Here is an 18757-nt window from a genome sequence, read left to right on the forward strand (position 1 = left end):
AGTGAATTAAAGGAGTTACGTGAACAGGCAATGCTTTATAGATCGTGGCATTATGGACAAAATGCCTGCTAATTATTGCGGAGGGCGTTAAATAAATGTAATAAACAGAATCGGTTATGCTTCTCACTTCTGGAAACGATTACAGCGGGCGCGTAAAGAATGGTTATTGTCTGCAGCGACGATCAATTATTGGTTTTGTGACTGCTCGCACAGAATGTGAGTGCCGGTTTCACGGCGTGTGCATAAATTTGCTGACCAGAGCGGAATAAACAGCGGATTCATTCGCAGCACGATCGCAAATACCTATTATAGAGACGGAGAAATAACGGCTTTCCAATCATGCGTTAATAGCGTGAGATTTTCTCACAAGCCCGCTAAATACCGGCCTGAATTTGCCTTAAATCGTACTTTATATGCGCGTTTAAAACGCGTAAAAGGCAAAAAAGTGTCGTTTCATGAGCGAATTAGCGCATGTTGTCTGAATTTTGTATTTTTTTATGAGTAGCGTATGGACTCTCGCCGTGTGCTCCCTATACTTGGGCACTTCCAAGTACTTTATATTTAAATGGCAATCATGACTGCATTAGATTACCTGCTGAAATTCCGCAAAGTGAATAATCTCGATAGTCTGGAAAAACTCTACGACCATCTGAATTATTCGCTGACTGATGATAAAGAGATCATCAATATGTATCGCGCCGCCGACCATCGACGTGCTGAACTGGTCTCTGGCGGACGTCTGTTCGATATGGGCCGCGTGCCGAAAACCGTCTGGCGTTACGTGATCTAATTGATTTATCCCCTCTCTATCTGCGCTCTTGCGTTGTCCAGGTCGGGCGTGCCCCGTTTGGACATGATACGCTCTGCATCGCCCTCTTCTCTGCAAACAGGATCTTGTCGATGACCCAACTGGTGAACCCGCCACGTATTGCTGGCTGGCTACTGCTGCCGCTGGCGTGGCTGATCATGACCATGCTGACCAGTGCGCTGGTGGTGGCAATGTATCTGAGCCCGCTGTTTAAACCCGAATTACGCACGACGCTGTTCTCACACGGCGGCACTTTGCTGACGCAATGGTCGATCTCGCTGCTGACTGCTGCGGTGGTATGGGCGTATAGCATTTGGGTGTGCTGGATTTTCTGTAAACGTTCGCGTCGCTTACCGCGCCATTACATTCTGTGGCTGCTGATGACCATCTTGCTGGCGTTAAAAACCTTTGCCTTCACGCCGGTGGCCGATGGCAAAGCGATTCAGACTTTACTGCTGTCGCTGCTGGCGGCTGCGGTGTTTGTGCCCTATTTCAAACGCTCTCAGCGCGTAAAACAGACGTTTATCCAGCCATAATGACGTGAGTTTCGTCAGCAATTTAATTCTGAGTGCTCTCAATGCTCACACAAACCCGTTGAAGGTTGAGATGCACCTCTCAATTCCGGATAATAGACGCCTTTCGGCTTCCCAGGTTAAAAAATGACCGATTACTTACTTCTCTTTGTTGGCACGGTGCTGGTGAACAACTTTGTGTTGGTCAAATTCCTCGGCCTTTGCCCATTTATGGGCGTGTCAAAAAAACTGGAAACGGCCATTGGCATGGGACTTGCCACCACTTTCGTGATCACGCTGGCGGCGATCTGCGCCTGGCTGGTGAATCACCTGATTCTGGTGCCGCTTGATCTGGTCTATCTGCGCACCCTCGCCTATATCCTGGTGATTGCTGTTGTGGTGCAGTTCACCGAAATGGTGGTGCGTAAAACCAGTCCGTCGCTCTATCGCCTGCTGGGTATTTTCCTGCCGCTGATCACCACCAACTGTGCGGTGCTGGGCGTGCCATTATTGAGCGTTAACCTCAATCACACCTTCCTGCAGGCGGCGCTGTATGGCTTCAGTGCGTCACTCGGCTTCTCGCTGGTGATGGTGCTGTTCGCTGGCATGCGCGAGCGTCTGGTACTGGCGAATGTTCCCGCGCCGTTTAAAGGTAACTCGATTGCGCTGATCACCGCAGGTCTGATGGCGCTGGCCTTCATGGGCTTTACCGGGCTGGTGAAATTCTAATGACCGCGATTTGGATTGCGATTATCGCGCTGGCTGCATTGGGCCTGGTGTTTGGTGCCCTGCTGGGTTACGCCTCACGTCGCTTCGAGGTGGAAGAAGATCCGATTGTTGAGCAGATCGATGAGATTTTGCCGCAGAGCCAGTGTGGTCAGTGCGGCTATCCCGGCTGCCGCCCGTATGCCGATGCGGTGGGTAACAACGGTGAAGCGATCAATAAGTGCGCGCCCGGCGGCGAGCAGACCATGCTCAAGCTGGCCGCGCTGCTCAACGTTGAACCGCAACCGCTCGACGGCGGCGCAGACGTGCTGGAGCCGATACGTACCGTGGCATGGATCGATGAAGAGAACTGCATCGGCTGCACCAAATGTATTCAGGCTTGCCCGGTGGACGCCATCGTGGGTGCCACGCGCGCCATGCACACCGTGCTGAGCGATGTCTGCACCGGCTGCGATCTCTGCGTTGCGCCTTGCCCGACCGATTGCATTGAGATGCGCCCGGTTGCCACCACCACGGCCAACTGGAAGTGGAATCTCGACACCATTCCTGTACGGGTGATCCCGGTAGAAACCCATGCTTAATTTGTTAAATCTGTTCCGCAAAGAGAAGTTGTGGGATTTTCAGGGCGGCATCCATCCGCCTGAGATGAAAACACAGTCCAACGGTACGCCGCTGAGCCAGTTACCCCTGCCTGAGCGCTTTATCATTCCGTTAAAACAGCATATCGGCCATGAAGGCGAAATTTGCGTGGCGCCCGGCGACAAAGTGCTGCGCGGCCAGCCGCTGACCTTTGGCGGCGGACGCATGCTGCCGGTGCACGCGCCAACGTCCGGCACCATCGAAGAGATTGCGCCACACATGACGGCGCACCCTTCTGGCCTCTCCGAGCTATGCATTTTCCTGCGTGCCGACGGCGAAGATCGCTGGACCACGCTCGATCCGCAGCCCGATTACCGCGCCCTGTCGCGTGAAGAAGCGGTAAAACGCATTCACAATGCGGGCATCGCCGGATTAGGCGGCGCGGGCTTCCCGACCGCCACCAAACTGCGCGGCGGCCTGCGCGGCGTAAAAACCCTGATCATCAACGCCGCCGAGTGCGAGCCGTACATCACTGCCGATGACCGTTTAATGCAGGATTGTGCCGCCGAAGTGTTGGAAGGCTGCCGCATTCTGGCGTGGGTGTTGCAGGCGGAACGCGTGCTGATCGGCATAGAAGATAACAAACCGGAAGCCATTGCCGCGCTGAAACAGGCATTGGGCGGCGATCGTGAATTGCAGATTCGTGTGATTCCGACCAAGTATCCGTCTGGCGGCGCGAAACAGCTGACGCAGATTCTCACCGGCCTCGAAGTGCCACACGGCGGACGTTCCACCGATATCGGTGTGCTGATGCAAAACGTCGGCACCGCGTGGGCGGTAAAACGCGCCATCGTAGACGGCGAACCGATCACCGAACGCGTGGTGACGCTGACCGGCGCAGCGCTGGCGCGCCCGCGCAACGTCTGGGGACGTCTCGGTACGCCGATCAGCCACCTGCTGCAGCATGCCGGTTTTACGCCGGGATCGCGCCAGATGGTGATCATGGGCGGCCCGCTAATGGGCTTTACCCTGCCGTCGCTGAACGTGCCGCTGGTGAAAATCTCCAACTGTATTCTGGCGCCGTCGGCCAGCGAAATGGGCAACGATCAGCAAGAGCAATCCTGTATCCGCTGCAGCGCCTGCGCGGATGCCTGCCCAGCGAAACTGCTGCCGCAGCAGCTGTTCTGGTACAGCCAGGGCGGCGATCACGAAAAAGCACGCGCGCACAATATTGATGACTGCATTGAGTGCGGCGCCTGCGCTTACGTCTGCCCGAGTAACATTCCGCTGGTGCAATATTACCGCCAGGAAAAAGCCGAACTGCGCGCCATCGATCTTGAAGCGAAACGTACCGCCGAAGCGAAAGCGCGTTTCGAAGCGCGTCTGGCACGCCTGGAACGCGAAAAACAGGCGCGTGAAGCGCGTCATGAACAGGCTAAACAGCGCGTGGCGCGTAGCGATCAGGGTGAACTCGACGCCGCCGTGGCACGCGTGAAAGCGCGTCAGGAAAAAACGCCGGAGCAGGATGCTGCGGAACGCGAAGCGCGTCATACACAAGCTTTAGCGCAGCAGGCCGAGAAGCAAGCTGAAACGCAGGCGCTGAGTCGTCAGTCCGGCGATCCGCGTAAAGCGGCGGTGGAAGCGGCAATTGCCCGGGCGAAAGCGAAGAAAGCGGGCGCACCAGCGGCTGACGTCGCGCTTGCCGAGCCGCCAGCTGATGCGCCTGCGGCAGAAGTCGATCCGCGTAAAGCGGCGGTGGAAGCCGCGATTGCGCGTGCGAAGGCGAAAAAAGCTGCCGCTGCGGCAGAACCCGCACCCGCTGAGCCGCCAGCCGTCGCGCCTGCTGCTGAAGTCGATCCGCGCAAGGCCGCCGTTGAAGCGGCGATTGCGCGCGCCAAAGCCAAAAAAGCCGCCGCTTCCGCACAACCCGCTGCACCGGCACCCGCCGAGCCGTCAGCTGATGCACCTGCTGCTGAAGTTGACCCGCGCAAAGCCGCCGTTGAAGCGGCGATTGCGCGCGCCAAAGCGAAGAAAGCCGCGGCTGCCGCGCAGCAGGCTGAAGCCACACCTCCTGAAGTGGAGGCTGCTGCCTCTCCTGACTCCGCCGACCCACGCAAAGCGGCGATTGCCGCTGCGGTCGCCCGTGCCAAAGCGCGTAAAGCGCAGCAGCAGCCTTCGACGACTGAGGATTAAATGGCTTTTCGTATTGCAAGTTCTCCCTATACCCACAACCGCCGCAGCACCGGCAATATCATGCTGCTGGTGGTGTTTGCCGCGCTGCCGGGCATGGCCGCACAATGGTATTTCTTTGGCGTCGGTTTCTTAATTCAGGTTTTGCTGGCCACCGCCACCGCGTGGGCCACCGAAGGGGCGATTCTGCGCCTGCGTAAAACGCCGGTGGTGCCGACCTTATCCGATAACTCTGCCCTGCTCACCGCGTTGCTGCTGGGCATCAGCCTGCCGCCGCTCGCGCCGTGGTGGTTGGTGGTGTTAGGTACCATTTTCGCCATCGTCATTGCCAAACAGCTGTACGGCGGTTTGGGGCAAAACCCGTTTAACCCGGCAATGGTCGGTTACGTGGTGCTGCTGATCTCCTTCCCGGTGCAGATGACCAGCTGGCTGCCGCCCGATAGCCTGCAGGCGATCAAACCCGGCCTGCTGGATTCGCTCAGTATGATCTTCACCCACCACACGCTGGCCGGTGAAACCATGCAGCAGCTGCAGCTCGGCGTTGATGGCGTCAGCCAGGCGACACCGCTCGATACCTTTAAAACCGGCCTGCGTGCTGGGCACAGCGCCGAACAGCTGCTTGCGGAGCCGATTTATAGTGGCGTGTTAGCCGGTGTTGGCTGGCAGTGGGTTAACCTCGGTTATCTGCTGGGCGGCGCGCTGCTGCTGGCAAAGAATGCTATCCGCTGGCACATTCCGGTCAGTTTCCTCGTCTCGCTGGCGTTCTGCGCCACGCTGGGCTGGGTGTTCTCGCCGGAGTCGCTTAACTCACCGCTGATTCACCTGTTCTCCGGTGCCACCATGCTCGGCGCGTTCTTTATTGCTACCGATCCGGTGACCGCCTCCACCACCAATCGCGGCCGCCTGGTTTACGGCGCGCTGATTGGTTTGCTGGTGTGGCTGATTCGCAGCTTTGGCGGCTATCCGGACGGCGTCGCCTTCGCGGTATTGCTGGCCAATATTTGTGTGCCGCTGATTGATTACTACACTCAGCCGCGCGTTTACGGCCATCGCAAGGATTGAAGATGATCGAAGCTATTCGTAAAAATGCGGTGACGCTGGCGGCCTTTGCGGTGATCACCACCGGCGTGACGGCGGTGGTTAACTATGTCACCAAGCCGACGGTGGAGCATCAGACAGCGCTACAACAGAAAAATTTGTTAGATCAGGTGGTGCCGACCGATCTGTACGACAATCACATCCAGCAAGAGTGTTATCTGGTGACCGATGCGCTGGCGCTGGGCAATGATCGCCCGCACCATCTCTATTTAGCGCGTAAAGGCGATCAGCCGGTGGCGGCCGCGCTTGAGACCACCGCGCCAGACGGCTATTCTGGGGCGATTCAGATGCTGGTCGGTGCCGATTTCCACGGCAAAGTGCTGGGCGTGCGCGTGGTTGAGCACCATGAAACGCCGGGCCTCGGCGATAAAATCGAACTGCGTATTTCAGACTGGATTAACAGCTTCAATGGCAAAGTGATCCACGGCGCGGATGACAAAAATTTTGCGGTGAAAAAAGACGGCGGTGAATTCGACCAATTTACCGGCGCAACCATTACGCCACGCGCGGTGGTCAACGCCACCAAGCGCACCGCGCTGCTGATTGAAACACTGCCAGCGAAGCTCGCTTCGCTGCCTGAATGTGGAGATGCAAATGAGTGAAGCCAAGAATTTACTGGTCGGCGGCCTGTGGAAAAATAACTCCGCGCTGGTGCAGCTGCTCGGTCTCTGTCCGCTGCTGGCGGTGACCTCAACCGCGACCAACGCCCTCGGTTTAGGCCTGGCGACCACGCTGGTGCTGACCATCACCAACAGCGCAATTTCCGCCTCGCGTCGTTGGGTGCCGGCCGAAATCCGTATTCCGATTTACGTGATGATCATCGCTTCAGTGGTGAGCTGCGTGCAGATGCTGATCAACGCCTATGCGTACGGTTTGTATCAGTCGCTCGGCATCTTTATCCCGCTAATCGTCACCAACTGCATTGTGGTGGGTCGCGCCGAAGCGGTCGCCTCAAAGAGCAGCATTCCGCTTTCGGCGCTGGACGGTTTTGCCATCGGCATGGGCGCAACCTGCGCGATGGTGACGCTGGGATCGATTCGTGAACTGATTGGCAGCGGCACGCTGTTCAACGGGGCGGATCAACTGCTGGGGCCGTGGGCCAAAGCGCTGCGTATTGAAGTGGTGCACTTTGATTCGCCGATGCTGCTGGCGATGCTGCCACCGGGAGCCTTTATCGGCCTTGGCATGCTGCTGGCGGCAAAATACCTGATCGATCAGAAGATGAAACAGCGTGCGGCCACCCGTGCAGCAGCGCCTGAAGCGGAGCCGCAAGGCGCAACCGGGAAAGCGGTGTGAATAAAGAGAAACGCGCGCAGATCCTGACGCGCCTGCGTGATGAGAATCCGCATCCGACCACAGAACTGAACTTCAGCACGCCGTTTGAGTTGTTGATTGCGGTGTTACTCTCCGCGCAAGCCACCGACGTCAGCGTCAACAAAGCTACCGCGAAGCTCTATCCGGTGGCGAATACCCCGGCAACGATGCTGGCGCTGGGCGTGGATGGCGTGAAGGAGTACATCAAAACCATCGGCCTGTTTAACAGCAAGGCGGAGAACGTCATCAAGACCTGCCGCATCCTGCTGGAACAGCACGGTGGCGAAGTGCCGGAAGATCGTGCGGCGCTGGAAGCGCTGCCGGGCGTCGGGCGTAAAACCGCCAACGTGGTATTGAATACCGCTTTCGGCTGGCCGACCATCGCCGTTGATACCCATATTTTCCGCGTCAGCAATCGCACCCGCTTTGCGCCGGGCAAGAATGTGGAAGAAGTGGAAGATAAGCTGCTGAAAGTGGTGCCGGCGGCGTTTAAAGTCGATTGCCATCACTGGCTGATTCTGCACGGTCGCTATACCTGCGTGGCGCGCAAACCGCGTTGCGGATCCTGTCTGATCGAAGATCTGTGTGAATTCGACGCCAAAACCGAACTCTGAATCGCGGGCTCTGACACATTTGCTGCGTCACGGCAAATGTGCCCTTTTCAACTGCGCGCACTAAAGCTTCATAGCGGGCCCCGGCCAGCGCACTCGCTGCTGGCTTAAGTGACACGCATTACGCCATAGACAAGCTGCGTATTTAACCTGCGGCGGCCTGCAACCAGGCGACCACCAGCGGCGACAGCCGGTTTTGTAACGCTGCCCGCTCGGACTGGAACAAGGTGGCGACAAAGAACGGGTGATCGGTCAATTCAATGCCGCGCACGTCGCCTTCCATATCCCACGACGTGATCTGCAGATTCTGCGTCGCCAGCGCTGCGCTGAACTCGGCGTTGACGCCAAAGTTGCAGTGATAACCCTCATCGCTCTGTAACGCACCGTAAGCCCGAGCAATACGTGAACCCGGCTGGAAGGTCACGCTGCCACGCTGTTCCACCAGCGAACAGGCCAGTGGCGCAATCACCCAGCGACCGCTGGGATCGGTTTCCGCATGCGCAGCATCTTCCCAGCCCAGCACATTGCGCGCGTACTCAACGATGGCGTACTGAAATCCGCCGCACGAACCCAAAAATGGCTTACCGCTTTCCCGCGCCCAGCGAAGGGTGGCAAACACGCCCTTATCATTGAGATAAGGACTGCCCGGAACCAGCCAAATCGCCTGGTAATCATTGAGATTGTGCTGATTGAGTTCCGGCGTGGCGATCCAGTCGGCGCTGACGTTGAGTGAAAGGGTTTTTGCAGCGAGTTGTACAGCGGGAGGAATGGCCTGATGCGCAACGGCATTAGCACGGTAATCGCCAATCAGGGCGACACGAATCGACTTCATCATGACTACGTCCTTTCAGGGAAAAAAGGAGGTTACAGCAAAGTTAACCCGCTGTCTAAACGCCTTTAAACGTCGATTTATGCGGCTTTCGTTTCCACGCATTGCGCTTATGGACGCCTTTTTATCTGCCAAATAAGGTGTCAGACCGCGCTAATCTTCGCCAGATGTCAGCTACGCAAACGGTTTCTTCTTTTACCCTGATAATTAATTCGTGGTTTTGTGCGCAGGATCAACTAATTAGCGTTCTGGAATCTTTTGACTGCTTATTACGCTCACCAATCAAGCTGTTGTGCTTATATTGTGCACAACGGCAATAATAATCTCTGTATAAATTATGGTCTTTAGCGTTATGTTCTGATAAATCCGCTCTGAGCAGTTTATATCAGGAAAATGATCTTCCCGATCTGCATTTCACCTGTTTATCCTGATATAATGCCCTCAGGCGAGATTTAACACTGATTTACAACTTTGTATAACGGCATTAACCCTACCTATTGCAAGTATTTCAGCGTGCAGAAAATGCTTGCCCTGTTGGACTGATTCAGCCAAATTAGTCGCCGTTTTTCCTTTCTAATAACAATGTTGCGCGGGATTACCCAGCCCGACGCAGACTTAATTCCTGTCGCAAAACAGGCTATGTTAAAACTGAGGTATACGTGTCAACTGCAAACAAACACACTGACGGGGCGCCAAGCCTCAACGCTTTTAAGCAACCGAAAGCGTTTTATCTGATCTTCTCCATCGAACTGTGGGAACGTTTTGGTTACTACGGCCTGCAAGCCATCATGGCGGTTTACCTGGTTAAACAGCTGGGCATGTCCGAAGCGGACTCCATTACGCTGTTCACCTCGTTTAGCGCGCTGGTGTATGGTTTAGTCGCCATCGGCGGCTGGCTCGGCGATAAAGTGCTGGGTACCAAACGCGTCATCGTGCTCGGCGTAATGGTGCTGGCGCTGGGTTATGCGCTGATTGCCTTCTCCGGCCATGACACCTCAATGGTGTATATCGGCATGGCGACTATCGCGGTAGGTAGCGGTTTGTTTAAAGCTAACCCGTCTTCCCTGCTGTCGACCTGCTACGAGAAAGATGACGCGCGCCTCGACGGTGCCTTCACTATGTTCTACATGTCGATCAACATCGGTTCGCTGTTCTCGATGATGCTGACGCCGTGGCTGGCCGCGAAATATGGCTGGGGCGCCGCGTTCTCGCTGTCGGTTGTCGGTCTGGTGATCACGCTGCTGAACTTCCTGTTCTTCCAGCGTGTCGTGAAAAACTACGGATCCAAGCCGGATTTTGCCCCGCTGCAGATGGGTAAACTGCTGATGACGCTGATTGGCGTGGTAGCACTGATTGCGCTGGCGGCCTGGCTGCTGCATCACCAGAGCATCGCACGTATGACGCTGGGCGTCATCGCCGCAGGTATCGTGGTGATCTTCGCTAAAGAAGCCTTCGCGCTGAAGGGGGCAGCACGTCGTAAGATGATCGTGGCCTTCCTGCTGATGGTTGAAGCGATTGTGTTCTTCGTGCTTTACATGCAGATGCCAACCTCACTTAACTTCTTCGCTATCCGCAACGTTGAGCACGCGATTCTCGGCATCACCTTTGAGCCGGAGCAGTTCCAGGCGCTGAACCCGTTCTGGATCATGCTGGCAAGCCCGATTCTGGCCGCGGTGTACAACAAGCTTGGCGATAAAATGCCGATGCCACACAAATTCGCCTTCGGTATGGTGCTGTGTTCAGCGGCCTTCCTGGTGCTGCCGTTTGGTGCCAAATTTGCCAACGAAGCCGGTATCGTCTCAGTGAACTGGCTGATCCTTAGCTATGCGCTGCAGAGCATTGGTGAGCTAATGATTTCCGGTCTGGGCCTGGCAATGGTGGCACAACTGGTACCACAACGTTTAATGGGCTTCATCATGGGTTCGTGGTTCCTGACCACCGCGGGTGCGGCAATGATTGCCGGTAAAGTCGCGAACCTGATGGCGGTGCCAAATGATGTGACCGATCCACATACGTCGCTGGCGGTCTACAGCCATGTGTTCCAGCAGATTGGTATCGCCACCGGCGTGATCGCCCTGCTGATGTTAATCACCGCGCCACTGCTGAACCGCATGACGCAGGATGATAGTCAAACTGACCTGAAACGCGCCAGCGCCAATCAGTAAGCAGAAAGCCGGGCATGTCCCGGCTTTTTTCTACCCACTATTTCGCCGCCATTCACATTTCCTTTAACGATTTCTGCTACCCACACTTCGCTTTTTGCTCGCTTAACTTCATGATGTCGGCTCACTGTTAATCTGAGTGGAATAAGCATGGACAGGTTTGATGAGCTTGAGGTGTTTGTCGCGGTTATCCAGCAGGGCAGTTTGGCTGGCGCCGCACGTTTGTTACAGCGATCGCCACCGGTGATCACGCGCACCCTCAACACCCTTGAAGCCCGCCTCGCCACCACTTTGATTGAACGCACCACGCGCCAGCTGGCACCCACCGAAGCTGGCTGGCAGCTGTTTGAGCAGGCACAGCGCGTGCTGAGCGATTATCAGCGCGCCATCGACAGCGCTCACCACAGCGGCCTGCATGGCTTGCTGCGTTTAACCGCGCCGGTGCAGTTTGGTCGTCGCCACGTCATGCCCCTGGTGAATGCCTTTCTGCAACAGCATGCGGAGATGCAGATTGAAGTGGTGCTCAGCGACAGCTATCAGGACCTGATTGAGAACGGCCTCGATATCGCGCTGCGCATTGGTGCTCTGCAGGATTCTTCGATGGTGGCGCGTCAGGTTGGCACTGTGCGTTCAACGCTGGTTGCCAGCCCCGACTATCTGCAACAGGCTGGCACGCCTGTTCATCCCACTGAACTGACTCAACATGCGTTAGTGACGAGCTTGCGCCATACGCGCGAGTGGCGCTTCGCTCACGACCTGCGCGTGCGCATCACGCCGCGTCTGCGGGTTAATGACGTGGAGAGCCAGCTGGAAGCGCTACGCAGCGCACACGGCATCGGACGGCTGCTGTCGTATCAGGTTCTTGACGATATCCACAGCGGGAAACTGCTGCGCTTGCTGCCAGAATGGGAACCCGCGCCGCTGCCGGTGCAGTTAGTGACCCAGCGTGTGAAGAATATGACGCCTAAAGTGCGGCAATTTTGGGATTTTGCGCTCGAAAAGCTGCCGTTACTGCCATGCTTTGCTGAATAAACCTGAACGGTGACCGTAATTCCTGATCGCAGTCACGGGTAAATATCCCTGGCAGACTTATGCTGCTTTGATCACCACAACACTCAAGGAGAAGCCATGATGAAACTCTATTGTAAGCCCGGTGCCTGTTCGCTATCACCGCATATTGTCGCGCTGGAATGCGGGCTCGACTTCACCCAGGTGAACGTGGACCTGCAGAAGAAAGTGACCGAGCAGGGAGAAGATTACTGGCAGATTAACCCGAAAGGACAAGTGCCGGCGCTGCAGTTTGACGATGGCAGCATCCTGACCGAAGGCGTGGCGATTGTGCAATATCTGGCGGATCTCAAGCCGGATCGCCATCTGCTGGCACCGACCGGCAGCCTGACGCGCTATCACACGCTGGAGTGGTTGAGTTTTGTCAGCAGCGAACTGCACAAAAGTTTTAGCCCGCTGTTCCGTCCGGATACGCCGGAAGAGTACAAAACCATTGCCCGTGCGCAGCTGGAGAAAAAGTATCAGCAGGTGAATGAGGCGTTGCAGGATAAACAGTGGCTGCTGGGATTACGCTTTACCGTTGCCGATGTGTATCTGTTCGTGGTGACGCGCTGGGCTAAAGCCATCAAGCTGGATTTAGCGGGGCTGGATGCGCTGGAAGCCTGGTTTAATCGGGTTGCAGAGCGCCCAGCGGTGCAAGCGGCATTGAAGGCGGAAGGTTTGGTTTGATCCGGCGCTATTCTTCGTCGGGTCGCTATCAGTGCGTACGCCCCAGATCGTTGGATCGTCATTCATGGTGAGCTGAATGGCAGGTGCGCAGGACTGCGCACCTCACGGGGAATTTACAGCTTTTCAGCGGCGAAATGCTGTGTCGGCTTGGCAATCGCATCCTGCGCGGCCACCAACTGCAATTCGTACTCGCCCATTTCGTGGGTTTTCAGCATCACTTCATAAACCGCCGCGGTGATGTGCTCGAGCGCATCCTGCAGCGACTTGCCTTGCAGCAGATCGACCAGCAGCAGACCGCTGGTGAGATCGCCCACGCCAACCGGCTGACGCACGCCAAAGTCCACCAGCGGACGGCTGATGTGCCAGCACTCATCGGCGGTCACCAGCAGCATCTCAAAACGATCGCTACGACGTCCGGCACGCGCCAGATGTTTCACCAGCACCACTTTCGGGCCTTTGCTAATCAGTTCTCGTGCCGCAACCACCGCTTGCTCGACGTTGGCCACTTCATGGCCGCTGAGCATCTCCAGCTCCAGCAGGTTCGGGGCGATGATGTCACTGGCAGGCAACGCCATTTTGCAGTGAAACTCCGCCACGCCCGGCGCCACGATGCAGCCTTTCTCCGGATGGCCCATCACCGGGTCGCAGAAGAACCACGCATGCGGATTGGCTTCTTTCACCAGACGCACGATCTCCAGAATCTGTTCGCCCTGCTCCGCCGATCCCAAATAGCCACTTAACACCGCATCACAGGTTTTCAGGCGGTCAACTGCCGCAATGCCTTTAACGATGTCGGTCAAATGCGTGGCGGGCATCACGGTGCCGGTCCAGTGTCCATATTGAGTGTGATTAGAAAATTGCACGGTATTCAGCGGCCAAACGTTTGCGCCCATGCGGCGCATCGGGAATTCGGCAGCGCTGTTACCGGCGTGTCCGTAAACAACGTGAGATTGAATTGCGAGAATATTTTTCATTTTGCCCTGTACTGCTGTCTTGCCATAAAAAAGGGCCGGAAGCCGGCCCTGAACGCTTACTGCCAGTTAATCAGGCAGTAATGTTTTTTACCGCGACGCAACAACGTGAAACGTCCAAACAGTTTATCGCTGTCGCTGAAACGGTACTCCGCATCTGACTGTTTTTCGCCATTCAGCGATACCGCGTTAGAACCGATCATGGTGCGAGCCTGGCCGCGTGATGGCACCAGCTCAGCCGCCACCAGCGCCTGCTGCAAATCGTCTTCTGCCGTCAGCGTGATGGTTGGCATGCCGTCCTGCGCCAGCTGCTCGAAGTCCGCTTCGGTCATCGCGCTCAGGCTGCCGGAGAACAGGCTCTCGGTGATGCGTTTTGCCGCAGTTAAGCCGCTTTCGCCGTGCACCAGACGCGTCACCTGCTCAGCCAGCACGTATTGCGCGCGTGGCGCTGTGCCGCTGTTTTTGTCTTCTTCTTCCAGCGCATTGATCTCTTCAATGCTCATGAAGGTGAAAAACTTCAGGAAACGATATACGTCGGCATCCGCAGTGTTGATCCAGAACTGGTAGAACTTGTATGGACTGGTTTTCTTCGCATCCAGCCACACTGCGCCACCTTCGGTTTTACCGAACTTGGTGCCGTCAGACTTGGTGATCAGCGGTACGGTCAAGCCCCACGCCTGCTGCTGATGCAAACGACGCGTCAGATCGATACCGGAAGTGATGTTGCCCCACTGATCGGAACCGCCAATCTGCAGCACCACATCGTGACGCTTGTTCAGCTCCGCAAAGTCATAACCCTGCAGCAGGTTGTAGGAGAACTCGGTGTAAGAGATGCCCTGATCTTCGCGGTTCAGACGCTGTTTCACCGCTTCGCGGTTGATCATCTGATTCACAGAGAAGTGCTTACCGATGTCGCGCAGGAAGGTCAGCACGTTCATGCCGCCAAACCAGTCGTAGTTGTTCGATGCAATCGCGCTGTTGTCGCCGCAATCGAAGCTGAGGAAAGGCGCGACCTGGTTGCGGATCTTATCCACCCACTCGCCAACGGTTTCAGCGGTGTTAAGTTTACGTTCTGCTGCTTTAAAGCTGGGATCGCCAATCAGACCGGTGGCACCACCCACCAGCGCGACCGGCTTGTGTCCGGCATCCTGAAAACGTTTCAGGCAGAGCAGCGGCACCAGATGGCCCAAATGCAAGCTATCAGCGGTAGGATCGAAGCCGCAATAGAGTGCAATTGGCCCTTGCGCCAGTCGCTCTGCTAACGCTTCTTCATCCGTTACCTGGGCGACTAAGCCCCTTTCTTGCAATTGTTGTATCAGGTTACTGCTGGTCATCACTGACTCCAAATTGATCAGACTGCACCTAGGCTGGTACACAGCTTTCCGCTGACGTGCGGAGACGAAAAAAAAGAGGGCTATAGCATAAAGCGCTGACGCCAACTGCGCCAGCGTTGAAAGGGGATAAAACGCAGTTTTACGGGGCTAAACGGTCAATCGACCAGCCATTGTCATTACGCTGGTAGAGGAAGCGATCGTGCAGACGATGTTCGCCGCCCTGCCAGAACTCCACGGTGTGGAATCTGACACGGTAGCCGCCCCAGAAACTCGGCAGCGGCACGTCGCCCTGCTGGAATTTCTGTTTGAGTTCGAGGAACTTGCCTTCCAGCACGCCGCGCGCCGAGATGCGGCTTGATTGCTTCGACACCCATGCGCCAATCTGGCTATCACGCGGGCGGCTGCTGAAGTACTTCAGCACCTCCAGCGGCGACAGTTTTTCCACTTCGCCCAGCACCATCACCTGACGCTCAAGGAAGTGCCATGGAAAGTGCAGCGAAATACGCGGATTCTCTGCCAGCTGCAGCGCCTTGCGGCTGCCGAGATTGGTATAGAACACCATGCCTTGCTCATCGTAATGCTTCAGCAGCACAATGCGCTGATAAGGTTGGCCGCTGCTGTCAACGGTGGCGACCGTCATTGCCGTCGGATCCGGCAACTGCGCGGTGCAGGCCTGCTGCAGCCACTGCTCAAACAGCGCCAAAGGGTTATCGGGCAGATCTTTACGTCGCAGCCCGCCGCGGGTGTATTCACGACGCAGATGGGCAATATGTTGCAAGCTGTCACTGTCGCTCATGCTGTTTCTCTTTCTCACGTTTACTGAACGGAGGTATCCGCGTTCTGCAATTCACAATCATTAATCACGATTTTGTTATTACGTTCAACAAAAGCGCCATTGCCTTTTGACCAGAAGACGTAAGTGCCGTCGCTGTAGCGCGCGCCAGAGGCCGACACCGTTTGTGCCAGCGTCAGAGGCTTACCATCCAGAATAAAGCTCACCTGCTGCTTCGCGTTATCCTGAGTGACCGTCAGCGGCAAAGTCCCGCACTGATAGCGCAGCTGTTGCGGCGCCTCTTCCTGCTTATGCATCATGCCGCAGCCACTTAATAGCGCCACGCTGCTCAGTATCATCATTATTTTTTTCATTTTTACCTCTTAACGACCAAGTCGGGGATTGGCGGGGTAAATTGCGCCCAATACGCTCATGTCCCGCGCGCCCGTTACCGCTGGCAGGTTGCCCGGTAACCCATTTAATGTGCGAAACGCCAGCCACGCAAAGGCCAGCGCTTCCATATCATCACCGCTGATGCCCGCTTCGTCGGTGGTACCGACTTCCGTTCCCGACAGATGCGTGGCCAGCCGCGCCATCAGCAGTGGATTTCGGCTGCCACCACCGCAGACCAACAGACGATCGCAACCGTCGTTGAGCTGCACCTGCTGCGCAATGGTTAACGCCGTCAGCTCGGTCAGCGTAGCCTGTACATCCTGTGGCGCCAGCGCCGGGAAACGCTGCAACTGCTGCTCGATCCAGCTGAGATTGAAATATTCGCGCCCGGTGCTTTTTGGCGGCGGCAGGGCAAACCACGGATCGCTGAGCATCAACTCCAGCAGCGCTGGAACCACCTGTCCGCTGCGCGCCCAGGCGGCATCTTTGTCGTACGGCAAACCTTTATTGCGCCAAATCCACGCATCGATCAGCATATTGCCCGGCCCGGTATCAAAACCGCGTACCGGCTGGCCGGGGATCAGCAGTGACAGATTAGCGATGCCGCCGATGTTCAGCACCATGCGGCGCTCAGCGCTGTCCATTAATAACGCCTGATGGAAAGCCGGCACCAGCGGCGCGCCCTGCCCGCCGAGCGCCATGTCGCGGCGACGAAAATCCCCAATCACCGTGACGCCGGTTGCCGCCGCGATCTGGTTGTTATCGCCAATTTGCAGCGTATTTGGCGCATCACTTTGCGGCTCATGCCACACCGTTTGTCCGTGGCAGCCAATCGCCATGATGTCGCTGGCCTCCAGCGACTGCTGGTGCATCAAGGTTAAAACCGCCTCGGCGAACAGCTTGCCCAGCCGCGTATCCAGCTGCCCGAGCTGCGACAGCGTCAAGGTTTGCCCCTGACAAATGGCCAGCACCTGCTGGCGCAATTCCTGCGGGATGGGATGACAATAGCTGGCCTGCTGCGCCACCATTTGACCATCAATGGCCGCCAGTACCACGTCCACGCCATCAAGGCTGGTGCCGGACATCACGCCAATATAGCGTCCTGATTTCATAGCGGTTCACTCCCTTAACATCGTCTGGCTTAAGCCTGGCAAATTACCGGGTCTAATTCTATGATAAAATTCCGCTTTTCAGCGTCACTGCACAGTGCATTCCAGCTCAGCAATATTTTCGTTGGGTAATTGAATTTTTGTTGAGGGACGATGGTCTATGCTTCGCCCCAGCCGCGTTTTATACGGACTTAGCGTCATTTGCCAGTTTTCTGTCTTATACTCTGTGCAGTACAGGATGAGAAATATGGCGTTTTTTTGCATTAAGGAGCGTTCTGATGATTAAGCGTTTTGTAGCCGTGGCGTTGACCGGCTTAACTCTGGCAGGTTGTGCCAACGACAGCACCCTTTCCGGTGACGTTTACAGCGCCAGCGAAGCTAAACAAGTACAAAGTGTTTCCTATGGCACGCTGGTTTCTGTTCGTCCGGTGAAAATCCAGGGCGGCGATGAAAACAACGTGATTGGCGCAATTGGTGGTGCAGTACTGGGCGGTTTCCTCGGTAACACCATTGGCGGCGGCAGCGGTCGCAGTCTGGCAACCGCTGGCGGTGCGGTACTCGGTGGCGTAGCCGGTCAGGGCGTTCAGGGTGCGGTCAACAAATCTGACGGTGTCGAGCTGGAAATCCGCAAGGATGATGGCAACACCATCATGGTGGTGCAGAAGCAAGCTGCCACCCGCTACTCGGTAGGCCAGCGCGTCGTGATGGCGTCAAACGGCAGCCAGGTTACCGTTTCGCCTCGTTAAGCGGACAGATAAAAAAAACCGACGCCTGGCGTCGGTTTTTTTATTTCTCGCGGTTATGAAACTCAAGAATGTTTTTTTCCAGCCGCGCAATCAGCGTCACCATCTGATTGATCTCCTCCAGGCTAATGCCGGAAAGGATGTCATCGCGCGTGGCATCAATCACATTCTCAACCTGCTCGATAATCGGCTCAGCCTGCTTGGTCAACTTGATGCGCTTGGCGCGACGATCGTTGGCGCAGGTCGCGCGGGTGATCAATCCTTTCTCTTCCAGCTGATCCAGCGTGCGCACCAGTGAAGGCTGCTCAATGCCGATCGCTTTGGCCAGCTGAATTTGAGACTGCTCTGGCGGGAGTTGATGAATATTGTGTAGCGTCACCCAGTGTGTTTGTGTCAACTCAAGCGGTTTTAAACGCTGATCGATTAACGCGCGCCAAATGCGCACCAGACGAGACAGATCGGTTCCCAAGGGCGTATCCATTGCATCTCCTTATAATTAGCTTGCTAGCTATTAAGCCAGATTTTACACTATTCTGCGAGTTTACCTGGCAAATTACAAATACCAGGCCTGCATATACGCTTGCCGTCTACGCGCTATTTAGATGATTCCCGGTCAAAAAGGATGATGACACGTGTCCCTAACCGCCTTTTCTCCCAGCGCCCCGCTTACCGACCTGGTGTTCGGTGCGTCGCTGTTTTTCCCGCCGCTGTTTAAAGCGGTGTTACTCGGTTTCTTTTTCTGGTTGTTGATTCACCCGCTGATACGCGGCTGGATCTACTCCGGCGATGTCTGGCACCCCACCTTGATGGACCTTTCCCTGTTTGTACTGTGCGTCGCTGGCGCATTGTGGTTACTGAGCCTCGGATAA

The 18757-nt window shown here is 56.2% G+C and carries 21 protein-coding genes; 14 read left to right on the forward strand and 7 right to left on the reverse strand.

Annotation, left to right across the window (positions count from 1 at the left end; genetic code table 11):
* The first annotated feature begins 574 nt into the window (after window positions 1–574).
* From ydgT to nth, 9 genes are all read left to right on the forward strand, one after another.
* Window positions 575–790, forward strand: coding sequence for a transcription modulator YdgT (gene ydgT / locus Q3H59_RS11070; protein ID WP_167391211.1), 216 nt, complete (start codon window positions 575–577; stop codon window positions 788–790).
* A gap of 110 nt (window positions 791–900) precedes the next feature.
* The gene (locus Q3H59_RS11075) at window positions 901–1344 is read left to right on the forward strand and encodes a DUF2569 domain-containing protein (protein WP_101764523.1); all 444 of its coding nucleotides are present in this window, start codon (window positions 901–903) and stop codon (window positions 1342–1344) included.
* Between the two features lie 123 nt (window positions 1345–1467).
* The gene (gene rsxA / locus Q3H59_RS11080) at window positions 1468–2049 is read left to right on the forward strand and encodes an electron transport complex subunit RsxA (RefSeq protein WP_101764524.1); all 582 of its coding nucleotides are present in this window, start codon (window positions 1468–1470) and stop codon (window positions 2047–2049) included.
* Window positions 2049–2627, forward strand: coding sequence for an electron transport complex subunit RsxB (gene rsxB / locus Q3H59_RS11085; RefSeq protein WP_110866053.1), 579 nt, complete (start codon window positions 2049–2051; stop codon window positions 2625–2627). The genes rsxA and rsxB overlap by 1 nt, the downstream gene beginning before the upstream one ends.
* Window positions 2620–4818 (forward strand): electron transport complex subunit RsxC, encoded by a 2199-nt coding sequence (rsxC, locus tag Q3H59_RS11090; RefSeq protein WP_309834820.1) that lies wholly within the window; start codon window positions 2620–2622, stop codon window positions 4816–4818. The genes rsxB and rsxC overlap by 8 nt, the downstream gene beginning before the upstream one ends.
* Window positions 4819–5877 (forward strand): electron transport complex subunit RsxD, encoded by a 1059-nt coding sequence (gene rsxD / locus Q3H59_RS11095; protein WP_101764527.1) that lies wholly within the window; start codon window positions 4819–4821, stop codon window positions 5875–5877.
* A 2-nt stretch (window positions 5878–5879) separates the two neighbouring features.
* Window positions 5880–6515, forward strand: coding sequence for an electron transport complex subunit RsxG (gene rsxG / locus Q3H59_RS11100; protein ID WP_101764528.1), 636 nt, complete (start codon window positions 5880–5882; stop codon window positions 6513–6515).
* Window positions 6508–7209 (forward strand): electron transport complex subunit E, encoded by a 702-nt coding sequence (locus Q3H59_RS11105; RefSeq protein ID WP_008110261.1) that lies wholly within the window; start codon window positions 6508–6510, stop codon window positions 7207–7209. The genes rsxG and Q3H59_RS11105 overlap by 8 nt, the downstream gene beginning before the upstream one ends.
* Entirely contained in the window at window positions 7206–7841 is a 636-nt protein-coding gene (nth, locus tag Q3H59_RS11110) for an endonuclease III (protein ID WP_101764529.1), read from the forward strand. The genes Q3H59_RS11105 and nth overlap by 4 nt, the downstream gene beginning before the upstream one ends.
* A gap of 142 nt (window positions 7842–7983) precedes the next feature.
* On the opposite strand, the gene Q3H59_RS11115 is transcribed toward nth, so the two are convergent.
* Window positions 7984–8673 (reverse strand): CTP synthase, encoded by a 690-nt coding sequence (locus Q3H59_RS11115; protein ID WP_309834825.1) that lies wholly within the window; start codon window positions 8671–8673, stop codon window positions 7984–7986.
* 653 nt (window positions 8674–9326) lie between these two features.
* Here Q3H59_RS11115 and dtpA point away from each other — a divergent pair.
* The 3 genes from dtpA (at window position 9327) to gstA (ending at window position 12566) form a co-directional block, all read left to right on the forward strand.
* Window positions 9327–10832 (forward strand): dipeptide/tripeptide permease DtpA, encoded by a 1506-nt coding sequence (dtpA, locus tag Q3H59_RS11120; RefSeq protein WP_309834827.1) that lies wholly within the window; start codon window positions 9327–9329, stop codon window positions 10830–10832.
* Window positions 10833–10979: 147 nt separating this feature from the next.
* Window positions 10980–11861 (forward strand): LysR family transcriptional regulator, encoded by an 882-nt coding sequence (locus Q3H59_RS11125; RefSeq protein ID WP_110866047.1) that lies wholly within the window; start codon window positions 10980–10982, stop codon window positions 11859–11861.
* A 99-nt stretch (window positions 11862–11960) separates the two neighbouring features.
* Window positions 11961–12566 (forward strand): glutathione transferase GstA, encoded by a 606-nt coding sequence (gstA, locus tag Q3H59_RS11130; RefSeq protein WP_192234504.1) that lies wholly within the window; start codon window positions 11961–11963, stop codon window positions 12564–12566.
* 113 nt (window positions 12567–12679) lie between these two features.
* Here the strand turns inward: gstA and pdxY are convergent, their stop codons facing one another.
* From pdxY to anmK, 5 genes are all read right to left on the reverse strand, one after another.
* The gene (gene pdxY / locus Q3H59_RS11135) at window positions 12680–13540 is read right to left on the reverse strand and encodes a pyridoxal kinase PdxY (protein WP_192233671.1); all 861 of its coding nucleotides are present in this window, start codon (window positions 13538–13540) and stop codon (window positions 12680–12682) included.
* A 56-nt stretch (window positions 13541–13596) separates the two neighbouring features.
* Window positions 13597–14871: a tyrosine--tRNA ligase gene (tyrS, locus tag Q3H59_RS11140; RefSeq protein WP_192411929.1), complete on the reverse strand. Its 1275-nt coding sequence runs from the start codon at window positions 14869–14871 to the stop codon at window positions 13597–13599.
* A gap of 139 nt (window positions 14872–15010) precedes the next feature.
* Complete coding sequence (gene pdxH, locus Q3H59_RS11145) at window positions 15011–15667, reverse strand: pyridoxamine 5'-phosphate oxidase (protein ID WP_101764536.1); 657 nt, start codon at window positions 15665–15667, stop codon at window positions 15011–15013.
* Between the two features lie 20 nt (window positions 15668–15687).
* Window positions 15688–16017, reverse strand: coding sequence for an MliC family protein (locus Q3H59_RS11150; protein ID WP_192411930.1), 330 nt, complete (start codon window positions 16015–16017; stop codon window positions 15688–15690).
* Between the two features lie 9 nt (window positions 16018–16026).
* Window positions 16027–17148 carry an anhydro-N-acetylmuramic acid kinase gene (gene anmK, locus Q3H59_RS11155; RefSeq protein ID WP_192233669.1) on the reverse strand — a complete coding sequence of 374 codons (1122 nt, stop codon included), beginning with the start codon at window positions 17146–17148 and terminating at the stop codon, window positions 16027–16029.
* Window positions 17149–17423: 275 nt separating this feature from the next.
* Between anmK and slyB the strand changes: the two genes are divergently transcribed.
* The gene (slyB, locus tag Q3H59_RS11160; protein ID WP_008110282.1) at window positions 17424–17891 is read left to right on the forward strand and encodes an outer membrane lipoprotein SlyB; all 468 of its coding nucleotides are present in this window, start codon (window positions 17424–17426) and stop codon (window positions 17889–17891) included.
* A 40-nt stretch (window positions 17892–17931) separates the two neighbouring features.
* On the opposite strand, the gene slyA is transcribed toward slyB, so the two are convergent.
* Entirely contained in the window at window positions 17932–18369 is a 438-nt protein-coding gene (gene slyA, locus Q3H59_RS11165) for a transcriptional regulator SlyA (protein WP_007892783.1), read from the reverse strand.
* 151 nt (window positions 18370–18520) lie between these two features.
* Between slyA and Q3H59_RS11170 the strand changes: the two genes are divergently transcribed.
* A complete protein-coding gene (locus Q3H59_RS11170) occupies window positions 18521–18757 on the forward strand; it encodes a DUF1656 domain-containing protein (RefSeq protein ID WP_008110284.1) in 237 nt (78 codons plus the stop codon).

The organism is Pantoea sp. SORGH_AS_0659 (assembly GCF_031453915.1).
In the GTDB taxonomy this organism is placed as follows: domain Bacteria; phylum Pseudomonadota; class Gammaproteobacteria; order Enterobacterales; family Enterobacteriaceae; genus Pantoea; species Pantoea leporis.

Bases quoted from the DNA above. Each gene is read 5' to 3' on its own strand.
- ydgT (WP_167391211.1), top strand. From the start codon at position 575: ATGACTGCATTAGATTACCTGCTGAAATTCCGCAAAGTGAATAATCTC.
- Q3H59_RS11075 (WP_101764523.1), top strand. From the start codon at position 901: ATGACCCAACTGGTGAACCCGCCACGTATTGCTGGCTGGCTACTGCTG.
- rsxA (WP_101764524.1), top strand. From the start codon at position 1,468: ATGACCGATTACTTACTTCTCTTTGTTGGCACGGTGCTGGTGAACAAC.
- rsxB (WP_110866053.1), top strand. From the start codon at position 2,049: ATGACCGCGATTTGGATTGCGATTATCGCGCTGGCTGCATTGGGCCTG.
- rsxC (WP_309834820.1), top strand. From the start codon at position 2,620: ATGCTTAATTTGTTAAATCTGTTCCGCAAAGAGAAGTTGTGGGATTTT.
- rsxD (WP_101764527.1), top strand. From the start codon at position 4,819: ATGGCTTTTCGTATTGCAAGTTCTCCCTATACCCACAACCGCCGCAGC.
- rsxG (WP_101764528.1), top strand. From the start codon at position 5,880: ATGATCGAAGCTATTCGTAAAAATGCGGTGACGCTGGCGGCCTTTGCG.
- Q3H59_RS11105 (WP_008110261.1), top strand. From the start codon at position 6,508: ATGAGTGAAGCCAAGAATTTACTGGTCGGCGGCCTGTGGAAAAATAAC.
- Q3H59_RS11115 (WP_309834825.1), bottom strand. From the start codon at position 8,673: ATGATGAAGTCGATTCGTGTCGCCCTGATTGGCGATTACCGTGCTAAT.
- Q3H59_RS11125 (WP_110866047.1), top strand. From the start codon at position 10,980: ATGGACAGGTTTGATGAGCTTGAGGTGTTTGTCGCGGTTATCCAGCAG.
- gstA (WP_192234504.1), top strand. From the start codon at position 11,961: ATGAAACTCTATTGTAAGCCCGGTGCCTGTTCGCTATCACCGCATATT.
- pdxY (WP_192233671.1), bottom strand. From the start codon at position 13,540: ATGAAAAATATTCTCGCAATTCAATCTCACGTTGTTTACGGACACGCC.
- tyrS (WP_192411929.1), bottom strand. From the start codon at position 14,871: ATGACCAGCAGTAACCTGATACAACAATTGCAAGAAAGGGGCTTAGTC.
- pdxH (WP_101764536.1), bottom strand. From the start codon at position 15,667: ATGAGCGACAGTGACAGCTTGCAACATATTGCCCATCTGCGTCGTGAA.
- Q3H59_RS11150 (WP_192411930.1), bottom strand. From the start codon at position 16,017: ATGAAAAAAATAATGATGATACTGAGCAGCGTGGCGCTATTAAGTGGC.
- anmK (WP_192233669.1), bottom strand. From the start codon at position 17,148: ATGAAATCAGGACGCTATATTGGCGTGATGTCCGGCACCAGCCTTGAT.
- slyB (WP_008110282.1), top strand. From the start codon at position 17,424: ATGATTAAGCGTTTTGTAGCCGTGGCGTTGACCGGCTTAACTCTGGCA.
- slyA (WP_007892783.1), bottom strand. From the start codon at position 18,369: ATGGATACGCCCTTGGGAACCGATCTGTCTCGTCTGGTGCGCATTTGG.